The organism is Gordonia sputi NBRC 100414 (genome assembly GCF_000248055.1).
Taxonomy (GTDB): domain Bacteria; phylum Actinomycetota; class Actinomycetes; order Mycobacteriales; family Mycobacteriaceae; genus Gordonia; species Gordonia sputi.
This window is the reverse complement of record NZ_BAFC01000065.1, coordinates 44,718-59,929: the sequence shown is the minus strand read 5'-3', so window position 1 is coordinate 59,929 and position 15,212 is coordinate 44,718. Positions and strand designations below refer to the sequence as shown.

The 15,212-nt window shown below is 66.0% G+C and carries 11 protein-coding genes and 1 pseudogene; 1 reads left to right on the top strand and 11 read right to left on the bottom strand.

Annotated features, from left to right (window positions below; all coding sequences use genetic code 11):
• Nucleotides 1–68: 68 nt before the first annotated feature.
• The 6 genes and pseudogenes from GOSPT_RS11245 to GOSPT_RS11225 form a co-directional block, all read right to left on the bottom strand.
• Nucleotides 69–2,375 (bottom strand): ATP-binding cassette domain-containing protein, encoded by a 2,307-nt coding sequence (locus tag GOSPT_RS11245; RefSeq protein WP_005206174.1) that lies wholly within the window; start codon nt 2,373–2,375, stop codon nt 69–71.
• Between the two features lie 167 nt (nt 2,376–2,542).
• Nucleotides 2,543–3,832, bottom strand: coding sequence for a RodZ family helix-turn-helix domain-containing protein (locus tag GOSPT_RS11240; RefSeq protein WP_005206173.1), 1,290 nt, complete (start codon nt 3,830–3,832; stop codon nt 2,543–2,545).
• Between the two features lie 93 nt (nt 3,833–3,925).
• Nucleotides 3,926–5,833 carry an Hsp70 family protein gene (locus tag GOSPT_RS11235; RefSeq protein ID WP_005206171.1) on the bottom strand — a complete coding sequence of 636 codons (1,908 nt, stop codon included), beginning with the start codon at nt 5,831–5,833 and terminating at the stop codon, nt 3,926–3,928.
• Complete coding sequence (locus GOSPT_RS24610) at nt 5,830–6,657, bottom strand: hypothetical protein (protein ID WP_306302060.1); 828 nt, start codon at nt 6,655–6,657, stop codon at nt 5,830–5,832. Before GOSPT_RS24610 ends, GOSPT_RS11235 begins: the two co-directional genes overlap by 4 nt.
• Nucleotides 6,658–6,763: 106 nt before the next feature.
• Nucleotides 6,764–7,264: pseudogene (locus GOSPT_RS24605) on the bottom strand (dynamin family protein); the annotation flags it as partial.
• Nucleotides 7,261–9,093 carry a dynamin family protein gene (locus GOSPT_RS11225; protein WP_005206168.1) on the bottom strand — a complete coding sequence of 611 codons (1,833 nt, stop codon included), beginning with the start codon at nt 9,091–9,093 and terminating at the stop codon, nt 7,261–7,263. The pseudogene GOSPT_RS24605 and the gene GOSPT_RS11225, both read right to left, overlap by 4 nt.
• 271 nt (nt 9,094–9,364) lie before the next feature.
• Here GOSPT_RS11225 and GOSPT_RS11220 point away from each other — a divergent pair, with 271 nt between their 5' ends.
• Nucleotides 9,365–10,642 carry a DUF7373 family lipoprotein gene (locus tag GOSPT_RS11220; RefSeq protein ID WP_005206166.1) on the top strand — a complete coding sequence of 426 codons (1,278 nt, stop codon included), beginning with the start codon at nt 9,365–9,367 and terminating at the stop codon, nt 10,640–10,642.
• Nucleotides 10,643–10,646: 4 nt separating this feature from the next.
• Here the strand turns inward: GOSPT_RS11220 and GOSPT_RS11215 are convergent, their stop codons facing one another.
• The 5 genes from GOSPT_RS11215 to GOSPT_RS11195 all read right to left on the bottom strand — a co-directional run bounded on the left by GOSPT_RS11215 (nt 10,647) and on the right by GOSPT_RS11195 (nt 15,182).
• Entirely contained in the window at nt 10,647–11,633 is a 987-nt protein-coding gene (locus tag GOSPT_RS11215) for a DUF5926 family protein (RefSeq protein WP_005206164.1), read from the bottom strand.
• 24 nt (nt 11,634–11,657) lie between these two features.
• Nucleotides 11,658–12,449 (bottom strand): glycerophosphodiester phosphodiesterase, encoded by a 792-nt coding sequence (locus tag GOSPT_RS11210; RefSeq protein ID WP_005206162.1) that lies wholly within the window; start codon nt 12,447–12,449, stop codon nt 11,658–11,660.
• A complete protein-coding gene (locus GOSPT_RS11205; protein ID WP_005206160.1) occupies nt 12,446–13,264 on the bottom strand; it encodes a DUF4328 domain-containing protein in 819 nt (272 codons plus the stop codon). The genes GOSPT_RS11210 and GOSPT_RS11205 overlap by 4 nt, the downstream gene beginning before the upstream one ends.
• Nucleotides 13,265–13,541: 277 nt before the next feature.
• Nucleotides 13,542–13,910: a rhodanese-like domain-containing protein gene (locus tag GOSPT_RS11200; RefSeq protein ID WP_005206158.1), complete on the bottom strand. Its 369-nt coding sequence runs from the start codon at nt 13,908–13,910 to the stop codon at nt 13,542–13,544.
• 429 nt (nt 13,911–14,339) lie between these two features.
• The gene (locus tag GOSPT_RS11195; protein ID WP_005206156.1) at nt 14,340–15,182 is read right to left on the bottom strand and encodes a S49 family peptidase; all 843 of its coding nucleotides are present in this window, start codon (nt 15,180–15,182) and stop codon (nt 14,340–14,342) included.
• Between the last annotated feature and the right edge of the window lie 30 nt (nt 15,183–15,212).

The following is a 15,212-nucleotide window of genomic DNA, read 5'->3' as shown; positions in this document are numbered from 1 at the left end:
TGCGCCGACACCCTCCGAATGTGCCGCGCGGCGTCGAAAACCTTCTGTGAGGTAGGTCACTCGGGTCGTTATCGTTTCAACTGGAGCTTCGACGCCGTGTACGCGATCAGAAGCACGCCGAGCAACGCGAGCGCACTCGTAGTCAGGAGCGCATTGCCGAATGCGGGCTCCCAGAGGTGCGCCCCACGTGTCTGTGGGGCCAGCGGGGCGACTGACGGCAGGTCCACCGCCATCGCCGATGCTGCGTACCCCCAGTACGACGGGAAGAGCCACGCGAGCTGCGACAGACCCGGCGCGCTGAGCCGAAAGAGCCCGCCGCAGAACACAAGTTGCGAGATGACGAGGATGACCAACGGCGGCATCGTCTGTTCGTTGGATTTCACCGCGGCCGAAATGGCAAGTCCGACAACCGTACTCAGGCAGGCGATGAGCGCGACCGCGCCGAGCAACTCGACCGGCGCCGCTCCGACGACACCTCCGGACGGCAGCCCCTTGCCCAGATAGCAGATCACCACCATCACCACCGATTGCGCGATCGCCACGCCGAAGTAGACGCCGATCTTGGCGGTCAGGTACGAGCCGGGTCGAAGTCCCACTGCGCGTTCACGTTCGAAGATGTCGCGTTCACCGACGAGATCGCGGACGGTCAGCGCCATTCCCATGAAGCAGGCACCGATCACCAGGATGACGAGGACCTGAAGCGATTCGCCCGCGGTGTCTTGCGCCGTGTTTACGCCGAAACCGGCACTGCCGGGGATCACCAACGTCAGCAGCCCCAACACGACCGGCATCACCACGAGAAAGGCAAGGTAACCGGGATCGGCAAGGATCAGTCGCAGTTGCCGCCGCGCTATCGTGCTCGCCTGGCGCTGAGCGCTGGTCTGGGGAGGCGTCCGCACGACCCGCGTGCTCGGCGTCGAACGGTGTCGATGCGAGACGTGTCCGTCGGCCCGCGCGAGGTGCCTGCGGTGGGCATCGTCGGGATGGCTTGCGACGTAGGCAAATATCTCGGCCCAGTCGCTACTCCCCATCGCCGGCGTGACCTCGGCAGGGTGTCCGCAGAACGCCGTCTTGCCGCCGGGTGCGAGCAACAACACCTGATCGCACATGGCGAGGAGGGTCAGCGAATGCGTGACGACGATGACCGTGCGCCCGGCGTCGGCGAGTCGCCGCAGCGTGGCCATGACCTGTCTGTCGAGTGCCGGATCAAGACCCGACGTCGGCTCGTCGAGGATGAGAAGCGAAGGGCCGGTGAGCAATTCCATCGCCACCGACGCTCGTTTGCGCTGGCCACCCGACAACGCGTCGACGCGGGTGTCGAGGTGCTCGGACAGTTGGAGTTCGCCGAGCACTCCCGCGATCACGCGGTCGCGCTCGGATTCGGGAAGGTCCTCGGGGAGCCGAAGCTCGGCGGCAAACCGAAGTGCCTGCCGCAGAGTCAGTTTGCGGTGCAGCACGTCGTGTTGGGGCACCATACCGATGCGGGTGCGCAGGGACTCGTACTCGGCGTGGACGTCGTGTCCGTCGAACAACACCCGACCCGACGTCGGAGCGGTCAGGCCGGCGACGATCTTCGACAGTGTCGACTTGCCCGCGCCGGATGGGCCGACGAGTGCTGTCAACGTGCCCGGCCGGGCGACGAGATCGACGTCATGAAGGAGTTCTTTGGTGCGGTCGACGACGAGTCCGATGCCCTCGACCTGCAGGCCGCCCCCAGAAGCGTTGGACCCAGAAGCGCTGTAGTCGGAAGCGTTTGGCCCGGAAGCGTTTTCAGCTGCGACGAGACCGCTGCGGCTGACGACGAGGTCGGTGTTACCGACGGTAACGGTGTCGCCGTCGGTGACTGCCACTCGCCCGATCCGGTGTCCGTTGACGAATGTGCCGTTGACACTGCCGAGATCCTCGAGATGCAGCGCGCCGGACCCGCTGATGAGGCGGGCGTGGTGTCGGGAGACGAGCACGTCGTCGACGACGAGGTTGTTCGTAGGGGCACGTCCGACGAGTGTCACTGCTCGCGTGTCGGTGAACGGGTCATGCTGGATGTCTTCGGTCGCGAGCGGGGCGTCGAATCTGGCAGACGCACAGGCTTCCCACTCAGGTGGCAACGGCGGCCCCAGATGTACCGCTGCCGTCGAGGTGATCGGGAGATCAACCACCGCGGCACCCGACGAGACGAGCGTTGCCCCGTCGACACTCACGAGATGCCATGTGTCGTCACGCCATTCGATCACGAGATGGTGTTCGCGCACATCCCGGTGGTCGACGACGATGTCGTTGTCGAGGGCCGATCCCACTGCGATCCGCGTCGTGTCACCGAGCGCGTACACACGCGATTCGACGCTCACGCTGCCGCGCATCGGAACAGTGGTTGTCATCGAATGTCCGCCTTCTGCATGGGTGAACGACGCGCACGCGCCGCGACGAACGCCGGGCGGCTGCCCCCGCGATCTGCGTTGGGGCTGCCGCCCGGCGTTGTTCGAACGTTGGTGGCCCGCCGATTCGACGGTCGATCAGACTGCAGGACAAGCAGACTGATGGTCGATCAGACGGATGCGTCTCCGTGCAGATCGGCGTGAGCGTCGTTGTGCGTGGCGTGATCGTCGTAGGTGTGCGAGTCGGTGCCGTACGTCTCGTGCGACTCGTCGTGTGCCGACGGATCGGTGGCGCCGTCCGGGCCGCCGTAGATGTAGCTCACGGTGTCGGCGTTGCCGTCACCATCGGTGTCGGAAAGCACGGTGTCGGGAACGCCGTCGTGGTCGACGTCGAGGACCGTGGTGTCGAATTTGCCGTCGTGATCGGTGTCGATGAGCTTGACGTCGGGGGTGCCGTCCTGGTTCAGATCCAGCGTGGCGCTCGTGACGTTGCCGTGGGTGTCGAGGGTGTCGACCTCACGGACCTCGCCACGCTCGTCGAGGATCGAGCGCAGGTCGGCGTGTCCGTCGCCATCGGTATCGGATTCGACGATCGTGGTGCCGTCCTCGCCGGCGTAGGCAACCGTATCCACCTTGCCGTCATGGTTGGCGTCACCCTCGACCAGCGTGACGTTGCCCGCGTTGTCGAGGTAGGCGTTGAGGTGATTTCCCGCATCGTCGGTGAGGTGGACGACGTCGGCGTTGCCGTCACCGTCGGTGTCGACAGCTGAATCAACGTGCAGGCCATTCTCCGACTCAGCGGGAGTCTGCTGGGGCGCCGCGGCCTCGGTCGGCGCGGCGGCCTGGGTCGGTGCCTGGGCCTCGGTCGGTGCCTGGGCCTCGGCCTGCGGAGCGGCATGGGTCGGCGCGGCTGCCTCAGTCGGTGCCGCTGCCTCCGGCGGTGCTGCGGTGGGAGCCGGTTCCGAAGGCGACGAGGTGTCGGAGTGCGCATCCGCGGGGCTCACAGGGGGCGTGGCGTCAGACTTCTCGGCGTCAGACTTCTCGGCGTCAGACTTCTCGGAGTAGGGCGCTTCCGAGGTGATGTTCGGCTTGGCGTCGTGCTCCGAATTCGATTCGGGGACCTGGGTTTCCGTCGGCGCGGAGGAGTCAGCCGACTGTGTAGCCGAGTCCTGGGCGCCCGAGTCCTGGGCACTCGAGTCCTGGGCACTCGAGTCCTGGGCACTCGAGTCCTGGGTACCCGAGTTCAGCTCGTCGGCGGTGACCGTTCCGGCGGGCTTGCCGTTCTCGGTGAAGGTCACGTCGCCGTTGTCGCCGATGACCGCGTCGATCTTGTTTCCGGCGTCGTCGTGCATGTGGACCGTCTCGGGCACACCGTCGTGGTTGGTGTCTTCGACGGAGTCGGTGGTGATGTTGCCCTCGACGTTCAGGCCTGCGAGCTTCGGATCGGGTGTGCCGGTCATGTCACGACTTCTTTCTCTCGTGCCCGTCATCGGGCGGGCTTGCTTGTGCGTTCAGGGATTGGATGCGACCGGATGCGTGGAATGTTCCGCGTTCTAGGAAATCAATCCGGAGCGACTCAGAAATGTCTTGCCGTCGTCGATCGACGCGAGCCCGAATATGGTCATCCCCAGGTTGTTGGACGTGTTCGCGTAGGTCGCGGTGGCGGACTTGGTGGCAGTGTCGTCGGCGATTTCCGCTGCGGACACGCGCGCAGAGTCCTCCACAAGGGTTCCCTTGCCGTTGCTCAGGGTTCCGTTCCGGAGCGACGTGATGGTGCTCTGCACCTTGGTCGAGTCGGAGTAGAAACTGATGAACGCGTCGATTCCCCCGTAGGACTGCTTCGCGAAGAACGACGCCAACGACCCGTCCTTCTTGATGTTGCACATCAAGGTGAGCGCACCGCTCTGGGTGAAGTCGCTCTTGCGGCAATCCTCGACGCCATCCTGCAATGCGGACGGCAGCAGGTTGTAGAGCTGCTTCTCATCGGTGATGATCGCACTACCATTCGCAGCAGTCTGCGCGGCGGCCGTCGAGCTTCCGGCCGCCTGATTCGGGTTGTCATCTCCGCTACTACGGTTCACGAGGGCGATACCACCGACCACGATGCCGATCAACGCAACGACCGCCACACCGATCAGCGCGAGTCGACCCCACTTCCGTCCACCCGACGACGCCGGTGTCGGCGACGGTGTCGGCGCAACGCGTTGCTGTCCCGGCGGTGCCTGTGATGCACCGGACTGGTAGCGCCCGCCCGGCGCCTGCTGCGTGGGCGGTGTCATCAACTCGGCGGCTGTGGGAGCAGCCGGCCGCTCACGGGTGTCGACACCGCGATCACCGACCGCCGTCACCAATGCACCCTGTGCCACAACGGTTTTCGGGTCGTCGAGCGTGGCTACCGGTCCAACCTCACCGAGCCGCTGCTGGATCAGCGGGATCCGCGACGACCCACCTGTCAGATACAGGGCGGTCAACTGCTCCGGATGCGTGATCCCTGCGTCGAGCAGTGTTGCCCTGGTCAGACGCAAGGCCTGCTCGGCCGCCGGGGCGATCAACTCGTCGAATTCGTCGCGGGTGATCTGTAGGGTTTGGCGGCCCTGCGGGGTGTTGTTGATCGTGATGGTCGCTGACGGCGCTTCGGACAGCAGCTCTTTGGCGCTTCGGATGGACTCCTGCAGGCTCTGCACGACGTCGACCGGCGCACGTCGACGCAGCCACTCGACCAACTCGGGGTCGCGATCGGCGAGGCGCTGCTCCACCCATCGCTGAATCAGCGCATCGATGTTCTTGCCGCCGAGGCCGTTGTCACCGCGGGCGGCGATCACCTGGAAGGCGTTCGGTCCGGTCACGGTGAGCACAGCGATGTCGAGGGTGCCGCCGCCGAAGTCGAAGACCGCGATCCGCGCACCCGGCTGCATGGCATGGGAGCGGCTGTAATGGGCTGCCGCAGCACGCGGTTCGGAAATAGTGCTGATCCGTGAGCCGTCGATTCCCGCGCGCATCGCCGCCTCGACGAGCACTCCGACCTGCTGCGGGGCCCACGCCTCGGGGTGGGTCAAGACGACCTGCGTCGGCAACTGCCCCGCGTGCGCTGCCTTGCCACGCGAGATGATCGCCGACATCACCGCGGCGACCGGCAACGCCGACGGCATCGTGTAGCCGGCGATCACCGTCGTCGGAGCACCGGTGATCAGTCGCTTGGGCGAAGCGACGAAACCGGTCGGATTCTGCTGCGCGAGGTTGCGCGCGGGCTCACCGACGGAAATCCGGTCGGGGGCCGCGACATACACACTCGACGGCATCAGATTGCTCGTGTGCGAGAGCGACAGCGTCTCGATGCTTCCGCTTGTCGCACCCGAATGCGCGGCAGCGGAATTCGACGTACCGAAGTCGATGGCGAGAATCCAGGTCGGTGACATATGCGTGTGGGTGTCCTGTGTGCTGCTCGTGAGCCGGTTGCTCATCTGGGGGCGGTCGGGGTGGTCAACGGGGTGTAGCTGCGGATCAGGGCGACGAGTGCCGCATCCTCGGCCGCCGAACTCGTGGCGAGCGAACGCTGATGCGCCATCGCCAGACGACGCTGCGCCTCTGCGGCCACCGCATGCGACGGTGCCGATGGGGGTAGCCCGACCTGGCCGGCTACCGACGTTGCACGAAGGATGGTGTGCAACTCCTCGGTGACCGCCGCGTTCGGGTCGGTACGCAGCATGCGCTGGTAGTCCTCGAGCACGGTGACCAGATGCAACTCCGGTGTGTTGCGAAGTCCCATCGTGAGCGTCCGGATGTGGTCGCGCGCCGGATGGGTGAAAGCCAACTGATCAAGTCGGGCAAGGATACGGTGTGCCCGATGCAGAACGGCATACCGGGCTGTCGACGTGGTCAACGCGCCACGCAATTGGTCGATGCCCGACAGCGAGGTCAACCACGAATTGAGCTCCGCAGCTCCGCGAGCGGCGATCTGGCGACCGTTGAGAACGTCGTACTCCCCGAGCAGACCGAGTAATCGCGCGCGAACCTGCGGCGGCAGCTCGCTTCGGACGTCGTCGTTGTCGAAGGTGCGCACCACGTCGAGCCTGGACAGCGGCGCAAGGCGGGCCAACGCCGACGCGAGGTCTTCGGTCAGCATGCCGGTGTGGCTGGTTTGGGCCATGAGCCCGGAGATCGGCACGACGTCGCTGACCGTCTCCGACAGTTGCTTTGCCAGAACGCGAGCGTGGTCGGCGGCGTGGGGAATCGGGTCGCGCCGTCCGAGTGCGCCCTCGCCGAACGAATCGGCTCGCGACAGCACTCCGAGCATGTTGAGCGGGGGTGAACGGCAGCTGGGAGAGGAACTCGATCTCGTCTGTGCGCGGCGCGGCGTCGAACAGGAAGACCGCGGCGTCGGCGTCGACGGACGCCGTGCGCGTCTGCTCGAATCCGTCGATCACCGCACGTCGTGTGGCCGTGTCGTTTTCGGTTGTCAGCGTTGACAATCCAGGCGTGTCGATGAGTGTGAGCTGCCGCAACGACGCCGACGGCATCCACCGCTCGACGAACTGGATCTCCGCCGACCGCAGCGGTAGCTCGACCGGCTGATGGGCCGCGACGGCGACGCGGTGGCGTCGGCCGTCGACTCCGACGATCTCGGCGCGCGACGGGCTGCCGTCGGAGTAGACGGTGACAACGTTGGTGGCCTCGAGTGCGGCGGTCTCAGCAACGGGCGCCCCGATCAGCGCGTTGACCAGCGTCGACTTGCCAGCCTTCAAGCGTCCGACGATGACAACTCGGGGCGGCGACCACAGGATGGTGCCGATCGAGTTGGCGTGGGAGACGAGGTCGCCACCGAGACCGGCGAGTTGTCGCAGACCGCGATCGAGAGCGGCATGCACCGGATCGTTGCCGGAGGAGGCGGTCATCGTTTCACCTGCGCAAGATACTTGTCGGCCGACGCGATCCGCTTGTCGACGACCTCGAGGTTCGACGTCAGGCGGGCAACGGTCTTCTCCCGCGACGCGGCGTCGGATTGCGCTGTCTTCTGGACCTCGTTGATCGTGTTCTGCAGCGTCTCGATGTTCTCGCGCAGATAGTTTCGGTAGCGGATGACGATCTCTGGTCGCGACTGCGCAACGGCACTGTCGAGGAGGCGTCCGGTTGCGGCCTTGGTCGCGCCGATGGTCTCCCGCAGCCAGGTCAGCAGGTTCGCCTTGCCTGCTCGGATCGCACGGAAACCCAGGTTCACTCCGACCCACACCGTGCCGACCACGACGCCGACACCCATCAGGGCGCTCAGTCCGAGTATCCCGCCGAGCGTCGAGGAGCCGACAACACCCATGGTCAGCAGCGTCGGATCGAGCAGACCATGCCGCTTGCTCGCAACCTGATGGGTTTCGATCCGCTTGTCCTGCATGGACTCGACGATCTGTGCGCGCAGTTCCTCCCACACGGTGGGGTCGTCGGCGAATCGGGGGGCGACGACGGTGTCGTGGAGTCGCTGCAGGAACTCCGCGAGTGTCTGCGCCATCGCCAATTGGAGATCGGCGTGCATGTCCGCGGTGAACTTCTGTTCGCTGCGGCGCAGCACCTGCATGCCGTGCTTGTTGACGTACAGCGTCCACTTGTCGCGTACGTCGTCGAGGCGTCGTTCGAGACCGTCGACCGCCTGCTGTCGCAGCAACGTGAGGTCACGGGCGAGGTACTGCTCCCACTCCCGCGCCTGCTCCTGCAGATCGGTGAGTCTGTCGCGCTCAGCGGTGAGGTCGGGTAGCGCTTTGGCGCCAGCCTGCACGGCGTCGAGTTCGCGAGAGATCTTGGCGCGCAACACTTTCAGACCTTCGAGGCAGGTGCGCACGGCGTCGACCTCCGGCAGATCTGCCGCAGCGTCGAGCCGTCGGGTGAGTTCGGAGCGCAACGTCGCGATACCGCTCTCGTTCTCGAGCCGCTCGCGTTCAGCGGGTTCGACGAGGTCGGCGGAGATCGATGCCAGCAGGCTCGACACCCCGAAAACCGGGAACGGACGCCCGATCTCGCGGGTCAGCAGGCGCTCGTTCTCGCTCACGATCTCGCGCCATCTGCGCAGGTTCTTGTCCGTTTTCGTCACCACCACGACGACCGAGTCGACCGTCGACGACGCCTCGCGGACGAACTCCATCTCCGGGGCCGTCAACGGCGACGACGCGTCGCACACCAGCACCAGCACACACGCCTGTTGGGCCAACTGCGTAGCCAGTTTGGCCAACCCGACGTCGAGTCCCCCCACACCCGGGGTGTCGACCAACGTCATGTCGGAGACCCGCGCCGTGCGGACCCCGACTGCGGCGGAGGTCGGCAGCTCGTCGACCTGCGGGTCGCGGACATGCGCACCATCGGTGGTCACCCACTGCGCGAGTTCATCGACCGGTGTGGTCCGCGATGTCCCGGACGGAAAGAACAGTTCGGCGGTCTCGTCGACGTCGAGGGCAGCGTCGACGGTGACCGACACCGCGGTCGATGAGGTCACCTCGACCCCCACGGGGCACAGGTCGCGTTGCCCGACCAGCGCGTTGACCAGCGAACTCTTACCCCGCTGCACCTCCCCGACGACCACAACCGTGCGGGCCTGCCGATCCCGGGCCAGTTTGGCGGCAGCGACGTCGGCGAGGGTGTCCATCTTGTAGGCGCGCAGCACGGTCGACGCGGCGTCCACAATGGCCGACGCGTCGCCGGCAGCGGACTTCCGCTCCGTTGCGCTCCGCGCCTGTGCAGCCATTGCCTCGTCCCCGTACCCGATCCGTGTACGCGCCGGACACATTCGCCACGGCGCCGCATTGTCGGTGCACCGCCTGTAGACCAAAACCGATCTGCGGCCCGACAGGGCGTGAGTCTAACGTCCCGTCGTCGACGCTGTGCCATCTAGACGACGTGAATGACGCGGACATGCTTCATATGAGCGTCGTGTAATAGCCTGCTGAGCGAACTGAATGAACCGGTCGCGGCCACGCTGGCCCGAGTGCGCACCACCTGAGAGGGCGAGTAACACGATGAGAGGTAATCGGCGAGGACCCAAGACGCTGCTGGCGAGCGGATTCGCTGCGGTTGTTCTGCTGAGCGGGTGTTCCGTCGACGGCAACGCCGTCAGCGACTCCGACCCCGCAGCGAACGCGGTCGTCGACGTCAAGTCTCTCGACACGGGCAAGTACCCGACCGAACCTCGGGAACCATTCGGTGAGGCCACCGGAGACCAGGTCGTCACCTACGACGCGCAGCGTATGGCGCAGTACATCGTCGCGCCGTTCGAGATCGACGCCGACCTCACCGACATGGGTCTGCCGATGCAGGTGCTCTACAGCACGACCAATGTGCGAGCGGTCGTCGGAGACGACGTCGCCAACGTGAAAGCCAACGACGCGATCCTCTACGGTTTCGTCGTGTCGGCGTCGACACCTGACGAGACCATCCGGGCGGGCACCAAGCGTGAACTGAACAACTTCGTGACCAGGTACATCACCGCTGCCGACGCCACCGCCGCGGCGAATCAGATGGCCGACGCGTACCTCAAACGGCCCAAGTCCACCACCGTTCGCGTCGACGGGATGTCGGGGAGCCGGGTGATCTCGTTCCCCGGAAATGCCGACGGAACCACCGCCATGGTCTCCATCACCGCGCACAACACCTACGTGCTCTACACCTACTACCAGACGACTGACGCGCAGAAGGACAAGCTGGAGCCGGCGATCAAGAAGGCCGTCGAGCTTCAAAGCGCGTTGATCGACCAGTTCCCGGCCACGCCCACCAAGGCCGAACGGGAGGCGCGCAATCAGCCGAAGAAGGTGCTGATGATGGACCAGAACCACATCCTGATCTACGCGTTGCCCTACACCGACCAGGAGATCAAGGACGCGAAGGTCAAGACGCCCAATCCGGGTAACGTCCGGGCCGTGTACGGACCGCGATCGATGTCGTTCTTCTCCTCGGATCCGGCGACGGACTTCCGTCTGCTGAACGAGGTCGGATCGACCGCCAACGCAATGGACAGGGCAACCGTCTACCGGGCAAAGACGCCAGAAGGCGCGAAGAAGATCATGGACACGTTCGAGAATTCCAACCGCGCGCGCGGAATGAAGACGGTGCCCGCACCCCCCAACCTCCCGGCGGCACGCTGCCTCTCCGAGGTCACCCAGAACATCACGGGCTACTGGTGTGAGGTCAGCTACGGCCGGTACGTGGCCGAATTGGTCGGGACCGACCCCAAGGACGTGTACCAGCAGACTTCGGCCCAGTACGTCATCTTCACCAAGGCCGACCAGAACGCCAACTGAGCGGTCAGCGGATCGTCACCTGGCGGGTGCGCAGGCCATCTCGTGAGCTGCGCTCGTCGATGGTCAGATCACTTGTGGCAGTGAGCGCTTCGGCGAGCCAGGCGTCGAACTGATCGAGACCGGGGTACCACTCTTCGTGGTGCATCTCGTTGTCGAGGTCGAAGACGGGCACCAACAGTCCGTGCGTACGGAACGAGCCAGCGAACCGCGAGCCCTCACCGAGCGTGAGGTGCCCGGCCGCGTGCAGGCGTGCCAGCGCGTTCATCAGCACGTCCTCGGGTTCTGGTCGCACCCACCGCAGATGTGCGCGATCGCCCGCGTCGACCCACCACGGAGCTCCGACGCCGCTCTTGGGGTGCAGCCTCGCCGTCGGCAGCACGGTGTCGCTGGCGCGTTCGACCATCGGGGCGATCTCGGCGGGCACCTCCGCGCCGTCGGGGAACCACCAGGAGAAGTCGTCGTGGACGATGATGTCGAGCGGCGCATCGGCTTTCAGGACGTCGGCGAGTGTGCCGTCGAACTCGGGTGCCGGCCCCTCGTACTCGTCGCCGAGCTTCGCGTGTGCAGCCCACGAAATCGACTGGGCGAGAGCTGAGTTGACGTCAGCCGGATCGGGATCGGTCTGTGTTGCCGCGACTCCCTGTGGCGCGGTGCGGAATTCGCGCACCACCGCGGGGATGGCGCCGGGCAGGATGGTCGCCAACAGCACTTCGTTGCGTTCGCCCGGTTTGGGGGCGGGACGGGGCGCGTCGTCGGGCATCACCGACGTGGGTTCGGGCCATGTCGGCCCCGGCTCGATGAGGTCGAGTACCGCTGTCGCGGAACTGACGAACGACCGCAGTGCCACCAGGTCGCATTCGGCCGCGAGGCCCGCGAACGGACGGGGCGAGGGCTCGAGTGTCGCTGCGGCGCGGGCCTTTCGCGCGGCTACACGCTCTGCTCGATTACTCCCGGGACGCGGACCGGATCCTCGTTTGCTCTTCTTGGCCATGAGTCCACCCTCTCACGTCGGGGGTCAGTCGACGGTCACCAGCCAGTCACGGACCTTGGCCGGTCGGTTGGTGGCGACCCAACGCACACCGAGGTCTGCGCAGAGCTGGACGTCGGCCTGCTCGTCGACCGTCCAGCAGTAGGTGACGCGGCCCGCGGCTGCGGCCTTGTCGACGATGTCGGGGTGCATGCGCAGCGTCTCGACCGACGGACCGATTCCGGTCGCGCCGACCGCGGTCGCCGCAGAGCCGCCCAGGACGCGAGCCGTATCGCCGAGCAGGATCGTCGGCAGCATGGGCGCGTGGCGTCGAATCCGCCACACGCCCGCCGACGAGAACGAGATGACGACGGCGCGACTGTGATCGGCCGACGGCGGTGTCGCAACACCGAATTCGTGCAGCATCTCGAGGAGCTTCTGCTCGACGAGACTCCCGAAACGGACGGGATGCTTGGTCTCGATGAACAACCGTACGGGACGTCGCCAATCGAGGGTCAGCGTGAGCAACTCGCGCAGCGTGAGTACCGACGCGGGCGCGTCGGCGTCGTGCCAGCTGCCGAAGTCGAGCTCACGAAGCTCCGCGAGCGTCATCTCGCTGACCACTCCGGAGCCGTTCGACGTGCGATCGACGGTCCGGTCGTGGATGCAGACGAGTTCATGGTCGGCGGTGAGCCGGACGTCGCATTCGAGGCCGTCGGCGCCCTGGTCGAGCGCCAGTTCATATGCTGCGAGGGTGTGCTCGGGCGCCTGCGACGACGCGCCCCGATGTGCCACGACGGCGGGTTTTCCCGACCGCGACACCTTCTCGACGGTGCTCACGCGACCGCCACCCACCGCTTCTTGACGACGGGCTCGTCGGCGACGAGGACGTTCGGCAGGTGCCGCGACGCCCAGAACGCGAACGCCGCCGAGACCGCTGCGCTGATGGTGATCAACACGAGGGCGTCGGCGCCGGTCTGGATCGAGCCGGAAGCCAGGGAGACCGCCCAGGTGATCGCCGCCCAGATCGCCAGGGCGTTGACGAGCGCCCACGCGACCCAGAGGCGGTCGAGCGCCGCGCGTGTCATGCCGTCGACGCCCCGTTCGCGCCAGTCGTCGGCCGCCGCGTTCGCGGCCTCGTGCAGCAGCAGCGGAGCCCCGACCACGTTGATGACCGGGATACCGGCCAAGACGATGATCTGCCAGAGCGGGCGCGGATCGCGGCGTCCGCGGTGTCGGTAGGCGTGTTCGCGCACCGCGATCAGCCATCGCACAGCGGCGACGAGTGCGCCGATGACGGAGATCAACGCGACGAGTCCGCCGAGGATGACCAGCGCGGCACTCACGACGATCAACCACGACGGCAGCGCGGTACCCCGGTTGATCACCAGCAGGATGTAGCGGAGGAGATGGACGACGGCCGACGCCGCGAGGGCTCCGGCGCACATCACGAGCGCGCTTCGCAGTGTCTCGGACGCGCGCTCGGCAGGAGCGTCGAGCCGATGTTCGTCGATGGGATCGTCGCGGAGTCCCCAACGTGGCAGGTAGGTGTAGCGAGGGATCAGCCGCGGGCCGCGATATACCTGCTGCCGACGCTGCGGAAACGATTCGGGTGGTCGCCGTGCCACCCAGCGCACGTTGCGGCTGCGGTACATGCGAGGCGCCTGCGTCTGTTGCGGGCGCGGCTGGGGGACGGGGCGCGGCTGGGGGGCGGGGCGCGGTGCCGCGCGGCGGATGACAGGTGACCCGGCGGGAGGGGTTGGCGGCCCGGCGGCAGAGGTGGGAGTCCCCGGCGGGCGAGGAACCCGCGCGGCCGCCTGCGTGGACTCGACCACGACGAGGTTGCCGCCGCAGCGCGGGCAGTGTTCACGCCCGTCCCGGTGCGGTGCCTGAATCCGGCACCGCGGACACATGTCGTACATCGTGGCGCCGCTACTTCGCGTCCTGAGGGGGAGCCTTGTCGCCGTCTCCGGAGTCACCCGGTCCCGTCTGCACCGGCTTGCTGTTCTCGATCCACGCGAGCATTCCGCCGCGCACACACGAGCCGTCGATTCCCGCCTGCTCGAGGTACTGCAGGACGCGCATCGAGCGTCCGCTGGAATGGCAGATGACGAGGAGTTCTGAGTCCAAGTCGATCTCGTCCAATCGGCCGGGGATCTCGCCGAGCGGGATGTGCAGTGCACCCCTGACATGCCCCGCGTTCCATTCGTCGTCCTCGCGCACGTCGAGGAGGACACGGCCGGGCTGATCGGTGAAATCGTCCGGCAACTCGGTCACCGGTACCTGTGGAATGTCGCCCATGCTCACGTTCCCATGTTGGCACATCACGCGGACGCGGAACTGCCACCTCGCGCGAACTCGACGACCCGGCGTCGTGAGGACTTGATGACCTCTCGAAAGTGTCGATCAGGTGCCGGACACGCGATTTGACAGTGCCGGGCCTCGCCGACGCCATCCACACCCGATTATGTATGTCTACATAACGCTATCCACATGGGGGTTTGACAAGCGCCGCTTTAGGCAACTCGCGTGAGTATCAACCTGTGAATGAGGCTGTGAAAATGTGGACAACTTGAGCTCGAGTGTCCACAACGTGTGATCCCGGTCACTGATTCGCAGGTCAGCCAGCATATTCTGTTCACAACAGTGAAGTTGTCGCCGCTGTCGCGAAGGACTCAGTCGAGATCACAAGGTCTGTGGATAACGTGGGGACAACTGTGGACGAGTTGCTCAGCGAAAGTCGATCCGCTGGGTTTTCTCCACAGCGGACAGAACTCCCGAGACGGCGGCATCGGTGAGCGCCGCAGCGCCCGACGGTCCGTTGAGCAATCGAGCGAGGATCGGCTTCGGGGCGGAAATCACCGTGATCTCGACGTCGGGGTAGCGTTCGGCAACCACAGACCGCATCACTCCGATGCCGTCGACAAGTCCGACATCTCGGGCCTTCGCGCCGATCCAGATGTCGCCGTTGAACAACTCCTCGTCGGTGCCGGCGAGCTTCTTTCCACGGCGCTGCTTGACCCACGCGATGAACGCCTGGTGCAGTTCGGACTGCATTCCCTTGAGCCATTCGACGTCGTCGGCGTTCTCGGGTGAGAAGGCGTCGAGCCGGGCCTTGTTGTCGCCCGCGGTGTAGAGCCGACGCTGCACCCCGAGCCGGTCGAGTACCTCGTTGAAGCCGAACCCCGATGAGACGACACCGATCGACCCGACGAGCGAGGTGTGCGCGGCGAAGATCTCGTCGGCCGCGCACGCGATCCAGTAGCCACCCGACGCCGCGATGTCCTCGCAGAACGCCAGAACCGGTACGCCCTTCTCCGACGAGAGCTGCCTGATGCGCTCGGCGATGTACTCCGACTGCGCGGGTGACCCGCCCGGTGAGTTGATGACGACCACGACCGCCTTAACGTGCTCTGTCTCGAAGGCGCGCTTGAGCATCGGCTCGACCGAGTCGATGGTCATCCCGCGACCCGCTCCGACGTGCCCAATGACGCCATCGAGGCGCACCACCGCAACCTTGTCTGCGCGGGATTTCTGGAACTTCTTGACGATCTCGCCGAGGGGCCCGTTCATTGGATCGAGTCTAGTGCGCTAGTCCGACAC

Excerpts from the sequence above, each read along its gene's own strand:
- GOSPT_RS11245 (WP_005206174.1), bottom strand. The coding sequence starts at position 2,375 with ATGACAACCACTGTTCCGATGCGCGGCAGCGTGAGCGTCGAATCGCGT.
- GOSPT_RS11240 (WP_005206173.1), bottom strand. The coding sequence starts at position 3,832 with ATGACCGGCACACCCGATCCGAAGCTCGCAGGCCTGAACGTCGAGGGC.
- GOSPT_RS11235 (WP_005206171.1), bottom strand. The coding sequence starts at position 5,833 with ATGAGCAACCGGCTCACGAGCAGCACACAGGACACCCACACGCATATG.
- GOSPT_RS11225 (WP_005206168.1), bottom strand. The coding sequence starts at position 9,093 with ATGGCTGCACAGGCGCGGAGCGCAACGGAGCGGAAGTCCGCTGCCGGC.
- GOSPT_RS11220 (WP_005206166.1), top strand. The coding sequence starts at position 9,365 with ATGAGAGGTAATCGGCGAGGACCCAAGACGCTGCTGGCGAGCGGATTC.
- GOSPT_RS11215 (WP_005206164.1), bottom strand. The coding sequence starts at position 11,633 with ATGGCCAAGAAGAGCAAACGAGGATCCGGTCCGCGTCCCGGGAGTAAT.
- GOSPT_RS11205 (WP_005206160.1), bottom strand. The coding sequence starts at position 13,264 with ATGTACCGCAGCCGCAACGTGCGCTGGGTGGCACGGCGACCACCCGAA.
- GOSPT_RS11200 (WP_005206158.1), bottom strand. The coding sequence starts at position 13,910 with ATGGGCGACATTCCACAGGTACCGGTGACCGAGTTGCCGGACGATTTC.
- GOSPT_RS11195 (WP_005206156.1), bottom strand. The coding sequence starts at position 15,182 with ATGAACGGGCCCCTCGGCGAGATCGTCAAGAAGTTCCAGAAATCCCGC.